Source organism: Symbiopectobacterium sp. (genome assembly GCF_051710365.1).
Taxonomy (GTDB): domain Bacteria; phylum Pseudomonadota; class Gammaproteobacteria; order Enterobacterales; family Enterobacteriaceae; genus Symbiopectobacterium.
In genome coordinates, this window is the sequence record NZ_JBPETA010000168.1 from 1 (window position 1) to 6599 (window position 6599).

4 protein-coding genes and 1 pseudogene are annotated in these 6599 nt (G+C 51.0%); 4 read left to right on the plus strand and 1 reads right to left on the minus strand.

The window, feature by feature from the left end; all coding sequences use genetic code 11:
• Positions 1 to 119: 119 nt before the first annotated feature.
• The 3 genes and pseudogenes from ACTBDZ_RS13650 to ACTBDZ_RS13660 all read left to right on the plus strand — a co-directional run.
• Positions 120 to 949 (plus strand): annotated as a pseudogene (locus ACTBDZ_RS13650) (2-hydroxycarboxylate transporter family protein); the annotation flags it as partial.
• Positions 950 to 1143: 194 nt separating this feature from the next.
• Positions 1144 to 1902: a flagellar brake protein gene (locus tag ACTBDZ_RS13655; protein ID WP_438815728.1), complete on the plus strand. Its 759-nt coding sequence runs from the start codon at positions 1144 to 1146 to the stop codon at positions 1900 to 1902.
• 347 nt (positions 1903 to 2249) lie between these two features.
• Positions 2250 to 3614: an APC family permease gene (locus tag ACTBDZ_RS13660; RefSeq protein WP_438815725.1), complete on the plus strand. Its 1365-nt coding sequence runs from the start codon at positions 2250 to 2252 to the stop codon at positions 3612 to 3614.
• Between the two features lie 83 nt (positions 3615 to 3697).
• Here ACTBDZ_RS13660 and sbcB read toward each other — a convergent pair whose 3' ends face one another.
• A complete protein-coding gene (gene sbcB / locus ACTBDZ_RS13665) occupies positions 3698 to 5128 on the minus strand; it encodes an exodeoxyribonuclease I (protein WP_438815726.1) in 1431 nt (476 codons plus the stop codon).
• 180 nt (positions 5129 to 5308) lie between these two features.
• Here sbcB and ACTBDZ_RS13670 point away from each other — a divergent pair, with 180 nt between their 5' ends.
• Positions 5309 to 6499 carry a tyrosine-type recombinase/integrase gene (locus ACTBDZ_RS13670; protein WP_438815727.1) on the plus strand — a complete coding sequence of 397 codons (1191 nt, stop codon included), beginning with the start codon at positions 5309 to 5311 and terminating at the stop codon, positions 6497 to 6499.
• Positions 6500 to 6599: the final 100 nt, after the last annotated feature.

A 6599-nucleotide genomic window follows, 5' to 3' on the forward strand; every position in this document is an offset into this window, starting at 1 on the left:
GTTACGGATGGTAACGTGGGGAGTACTCATGCTGATTGGTCTGCAAAAAGCAGTAATAAATTCAGAACTTCAGAATACCGTCAAGTCCCGAAAAAAGAAAAATCAGGTGCGGAATGACGGTTCTATATCTCTATATATGCTGCATCATTGTGGGCAGTACGCTCAACATGAACCGCAATACCTTGATTCAAGGATTCTTACGCATCTGAATCAGGATCAGGCCGAAGCACTGGGTCATATGTTGCCCATTGTGATGCTGGGGAGCCTCACCGCCATTATCCTGGCGGGAATATTGAATCAACTCGGCAAGCGCTTTCCACATCTGACCGGAGAGGGGGCGTTGATGTCTGACAACATGAACCTCAGCAACAGCACGCCCGCCTTGTCTGTGCAGCCCGGTGCGGGCAGCGCGAAGCCCGAGTTAGCGTCTATCGCTGCGGGAGCGCTACTCGCCATGCTGCTCTACATGGTGGGGGTGGAAATATACCGAGTCTGCGGGTTGCCCGCTCCGGTTGGTATGCTGTTTCTGGCGATCGCGCTGAAACTGATAAACGGGATTTCACCCTCACTGCTGGCAGGCTCGCAGGTGGTGTATAAATTCTTTCAGACGGCGGTGACCTACCCGATTCTGTTTGCGGTAGGGGTTGCGATGACATCCTGGCAAGCGTTGGAAGAGGCCCTGACATTAGCGAATCTGCTGGTGATTGTTTCCACCGTGCTGTCATTGGTGATGACTGGCTTTCTGGTGGGCAAAAAGATCGGCATGCATCCTATCGATGTTGCCATTATTTCTTGTTGTCAGAGTGGGCAGGGAGGAACGGGGGATGTCGCCATTTTGAGTGCGGGAGAGCGGATGGCATTAATGCCTTTCGCACAAGTTGCTACCCGCGTTGGAGGTGCTTTGAGTGTGTCATTGGCGCTTGTGTTGCTGAATACCATGTTGGTCTGAATGCCTGATACGTATTGGCTTGACGCCAGGTCTCTCCACACCGTAACGTTAAGAGGTTCAGCATCATGTCCCGCACGCCATGCAATGATAGGGTCGCTACGGCTGAGCTAAAGTTTAATAATCCGTTGCCGATACTGATGTGATGTTTTTTTCATGCGATTGGCTGCAGATGTGCATAGACCATTCATTTCATGATGGTGATAGGTGTGGTGGAACAGAATTCCAAAGAACAGTTTGTTAAGTGCAATAAACTGGCTATCTGCGCGACGTTACGCGACTTGCAAAAAAATGATATTACTGTGATGGCCAATCATGCGCGCGGGCAATTTATCAGCAAGATTCTGGATGTATTGCCAGATGATAACCTCTTTGTTTTCGACCTCGGTGGTGTGGAAACCGAAAACAGTCGCGCGTTGTACGCGGGCGATCTTGCTTTCGTGGCTGAGCCGGCGGGCGCAAAAGTAGAATTCAAATCCAGTATTGCCCGCACTGTTAATTTTCAAGGTTTACCGGCGTTCACGGCCCAGGTTCCACCGGAACTCTTCTACATACAGCGCAGAAACTATTTTCGTATTACTACGCCAGTGTGGCCACCGCTGCTGTGTCGCGGTGAGCTGGTGGATAAGACGCCGTTTCAGTTTGAAATCAAAGATATTTCCCTCGGTGGTTTAGGGCTGTTTACCGAACGTGACATGAGCGACGTGATGTCTCCGGGCGACATTCTGGAAAATGTTGAGATGGATCTGGATGAATACTGCTTCTTCTGCGTCGATATGCAACTGGTGGGGCAGGCTGACAGTAAGGTCGTTGACAGCAGAGGCGAAGTGAAAGTGATGAAGCGGCTGAGCTTTAAATTCCCGGCGCTTTCGGCCTCCCAGGAGCGCGATTTGCAGCAGGTGATCTATGAATTGGAGCGCTTGCAAATCCAGAAAAGAAAGCGTTTTCAGGATTGATTCCGGACGGTGCTTGGTAGAATAATATTTTTTTACATTTAGGTCGGCGAGAATACCACCTAATGTCATTAAGAATAACACTATAGCTTGCCAGAACATCCCGATTAAGGCATTATACGCGCCCTGTAAATAGCCGACGCTTCAATAGCGTCGGTTATTTTTTGCATCAATACATGACGCAACATCTGTGTTTTCAACCAAGAGGCCGGACATCGATCCGGATAGATAATCAGTATTCTGTGTGCCAAACGGCCACGATGAGGAAAGGAAAATGGGGCAATTTCTCAATAGGGCACCGGCGTTTGTCGGTCCAGCGTTGTCTGTTGTGGGAATAGGAGAGGTTTATCATGTCTGTTAACAGTGCCGCTCCGGCTTCGCAACGTGCTCAGTTAAGAAAAACCCTGACGCTGTGGCAGGTGGTCATGATGGGGCTCGCGTACATGCAGCCAATGACCATTTATGATACTTTCGGCATCGTGACCAATTTGACGGATGGCCATGTCGCCACCGCCTATGGTTTTGCACTGATTGGTATCCTGTTTACTGCTGTCAGCTACGGCAAACTGGTGCGCCGTTTTCCTTCCGCAGGCTCAGCCTACACTTACGCGCAAAAGGCGATCAGTCCGCACGTCGGCTTTATGGTTGGCTGGTCTTCGTTGCTCGATTATCTGTTTATGCCGATGATCAATATTCTGCTGGCGAGAACCTATCTGGAAGCGATTTTCCCCGGGGTACCAGCCTGGATTTTCGTGGCAGGGTTGGTCGCACTGATGACGCTGTTCAACCTGCGCGGTATCAACATTGTTGCCAACCTGAACTCGATTATCGTGGTGGTGCAGGTGGCGATCATGGCGGTGTTCCTGGGCCTGTTGATTCACGGTGTCTCACAAGATGAAGGCGCAGGTACGCTGGTGAGTACGCGACCGTTCTGGTCCGAGAATGCGCACGTTGTGCCGATGATTACCGGCGCGACCATACTGTGCTTCTCTTTCCTGGGCTTTGATGGCATCAGTTCGTTGTCAGAAGAGACCCCGGATGCCGGACGCGTGATCCCGAAAGCGATATTCCTGACCGTACTGATTGGCGGTGTGATCTTTATCGTGGTGTCTTATTTCCTGCAACTCTATTTCCCAGACGTTGCCCGATTCGATTCGCCAGAATCTTCCCAGCCAGAAATCATGCTGTATGTGGCAGGGAAATTCTTCCAATCAATTATCCTGGTGTTCTCCTGTGTTACCGTACTGGCTTCCGGTATGGCCGCGCATGCGGGGGTGTCTCGCCTGATGTATGTCATGGGACGTGACGGCGTGTTCCCAGAACGCTTCTTCGGCTATATCCACCCGCAATGGCGCACGCCGTCGCTGAACGTACTGCTGGTCGGTGTGGTGGCTCTCTCTGCGGTTTCATTCGATCTGGAAGTGGCAACGGCGTTGATTAACTTTGGTGCGCTGGTGGCATTTACCTTTGTTAACCTGTCGGTGATTTCGCAGTTCTATCTGCGTGAAGGCCGTAACCGCACGCTGAAAGACACCTTCCACTATCTGGTGTTGCCGCTGTTAGGCGCATTGGCGGTGGGTGCGCTGTGGCTCAATCTGGAGAAAAGCTCCATGACGTTGGGGCTGATCTGGGCATCTATTGGCCTGATCTACCTGGCGTTTGTGACACGCACTTTCCGTGAGCCGGTACCGCAGTGCAGCGAAGAGGTGCTGTGAGGGTATAGCGGGTAACAGCACTGTTCGACCTTGGGCCGGTTCACGATGTGAACCGGCTTTTTTGTCTTTAACACCGTAAAAAATCAGCTGACCAAGGTCTGTGTATAGACAAACAGGGCTTTTAGTAACTCGGCTTTACGCTTGTCGTCTTCGTGCTGAGCATAAAGTTCTTTAAAATTAGATACATAGTCTTGAAGACGCTCGGGCGTGAATACCGCTTTACGGTGCTGTAACCAACGCTGTTGCTCACTATCATCCAATGTCCCGGGAAAGTTTCTGGCGCGATAACGGAATAATAAGTGCGCGATGCGATTGTCATTAAATGACAGATCCAACGCAGGCAGGTTCTTTGCTGCCGTTTGCTGAATAATGTCCATGGCAGCCCGGTCGGCATCGCCAAAAAAGCCATCATATAACCGCATATCCACGTCACTGTCCGGCGTGAAGGGCGGCGCATCGGCATAGAGCGCAACCACTTTTTCGCGAAGATCGCTGCGTTGACGTAGCACCGACAGGTTATCGAGACAACGCTGGCGATCGATCCCCAGTCGAGCAGCATCTTCTGGGCGCAGCGTGTTGGTGGGGGCCAGCACCGGGCATTTATTGATATGCACCAGTTTGACGGGGGCCGGGCTTTGCTCAGGTGCCAGACGCTCACGCGGGGTATAGAGCCGTTCACGGAGCGCATCAGCATCCAGCTCAAGCAGCGGGGTGATATCTCCGGCCAGATCGCACAGGATGACCGCATTGCGATTTTCCGGGTGCCAGGCCAGCGGTACCACCCAACTGGTATTGCCACGCGCCGCGCCAAACATCCCGCTGACATGCACCAGGGGCTTCATTTGAGGAATATCGATAAGCTGGCTGACCTTGTTTTTATTACGTAGCGCAAACAGATACTGGAACAGTTTCGGCTGAGCTTGCTTAAACAACTTCGCCATGGCAATGGTGGCATACACATCGGACATGGCATCGTGGGCGTGTTCATGTGCTACGCCATTGGCCTGTGTCAGGTGCTCCAGACGAAAACTGGGCAAACCATCATCATTCAACGGCCACTCGATACCGTCCGGGCGCAAGGCGTAGCAGGCGCGCAGCGCATCCAGCAAATCCCAGCGAGAATTTCCGTGCTGCCAGCTGTACGCATAGGGATCGTAGAAATTGCGGTAGAAAATGTTGCGGCTCACCTCATCGTCGAAGCGAATATTGTTGTAACCCATGATGCAGGTGTTCGGCACGCTGAAAGCAGCATGAATCTGGCGCGCAAATTCCGCTTCGCAAACCCCTTTGGCTTGCGCGATTTGCGGCGTAATGCCAGTGATGAGCACCGCTTCCGGTTCGGGCAGGTAGTCATCCGTGGGCTGGCAGTAGATCACCAGAGGCTCACCAATGATATTGAAGTCCATATCGGTACGCACACCAGCAAACTGCGCCGGGCGATCGCGGGCAGGGTGTTTACCGAAGGTTTCATAATCATGGATAAAGTACGTTGGCTGTATTGATGTGTCGCTCATTGTCTTATTAATCGCTCTCGTGCTTAATTTTATCTATTAAAACCAGTGCGTTAAAGTGATTGTCTGTCTTTGTTTGTCTTAGGCTGTACTGCAATTCATTAAATTGCATTTGCTAGTCCGATGGCATTTGTGTACATAATTGGTACACATTCCAATTTAACTAGTGTACACAATACTATCATGGCCCTCAGCGACACAAAACTACGGTCACTACTTGGAAAATATCAGGACTCGCGTACAGAGTTAACCGATGGTGATGGCCTATCTGCTAGGGTATCACCAAAAGGCTCCATCGCCTTTCAGTTTCGCTACCGATGGAACGGTCAACCACAGCGCCTAACAATCGGCAAGTACCCCGCGATGCCACTAAAGGACGCTCGCGTACTCGTCGGAGAACTCAGGCTAATGTATGACAGAGGAGAAGATCCGCGTAATCATTTCTCACCGGACGGAGCCACGCAAGAGCTTACTCTATCAGAATGCATTGATTGCTGGCGTCAGGATTATGTACACACGCAGTTACGTCCCAAGACAGCAGCGCTGTATGAGGCTGTAGCGGTAAGGATTATCCGCGATGAATTCCCCGGTAGACCGATAGATACAATCAACGTGCGTGAGTGGATGGACTACTTCACCGAGCAGGAGAGGATAAACAGCAAACGAGCCAGAACCCTCTTTGTCCAAACGAAATCAGCAATAAATTGGTGTATCCGCAGGCAACTGATAAACGGTTCGTCGCTGATGAAAATCAGTCCGAAAGATATCGGAACGCGGTCAGATCGCGGGGAGAGGGTTTTCACTTACACGGAGTTGGCGAAAATATGGATCTCGATAGAACAAAGCCGAGCTACAACGCCAAACAAGCTACTTCATCAAATGTCTATGTTATGGGGATGCCGCAACACCGAGTTGCGAGAGTCTGCATCCAGAGAGTTCAATATGGAAGATTTGATATGGACGATTCCCGGTGAAAGGAGCAAGGCAAAAAGCGCCATCAGACGTCCCATATTCGACCAGATAAAACCGATGCTGGAGAGGCTTATGGATGCCTACGGGGATGTCCTTTTCCCCGGTCAGCGGCTTTCTGAACCCATGACTATCGCTGCCGCAAACCGGTTTATTGTCCGTTTGCGCGAGGGCATGGATTTGGGGTACTGGAGGGCGCACGATTTCAGGCGCTCTCTATCAACCAGATTATCAGAGGAAGGAGTCGCGCCGCACGTCACTGAGAAAATGCTAGGCCACGAACTTGGCGGTGTGATGGCGGTGTACAACAAGCATGATTGGCTGAAAGAACAGAAAGAAGCATACGAACTGTATGCAGATAAAATTTTCTGGCACATTAAGTGTACTAGCTCAGACCTGATCTGACAGTTACCGGTTATTTATACAGGTGTCTGTCAGATTAAATCTGGTTCAGATTTTTTTCTGCCCAGACCCGTTTACCATCAAGTAATGTTGCCATTGGCGT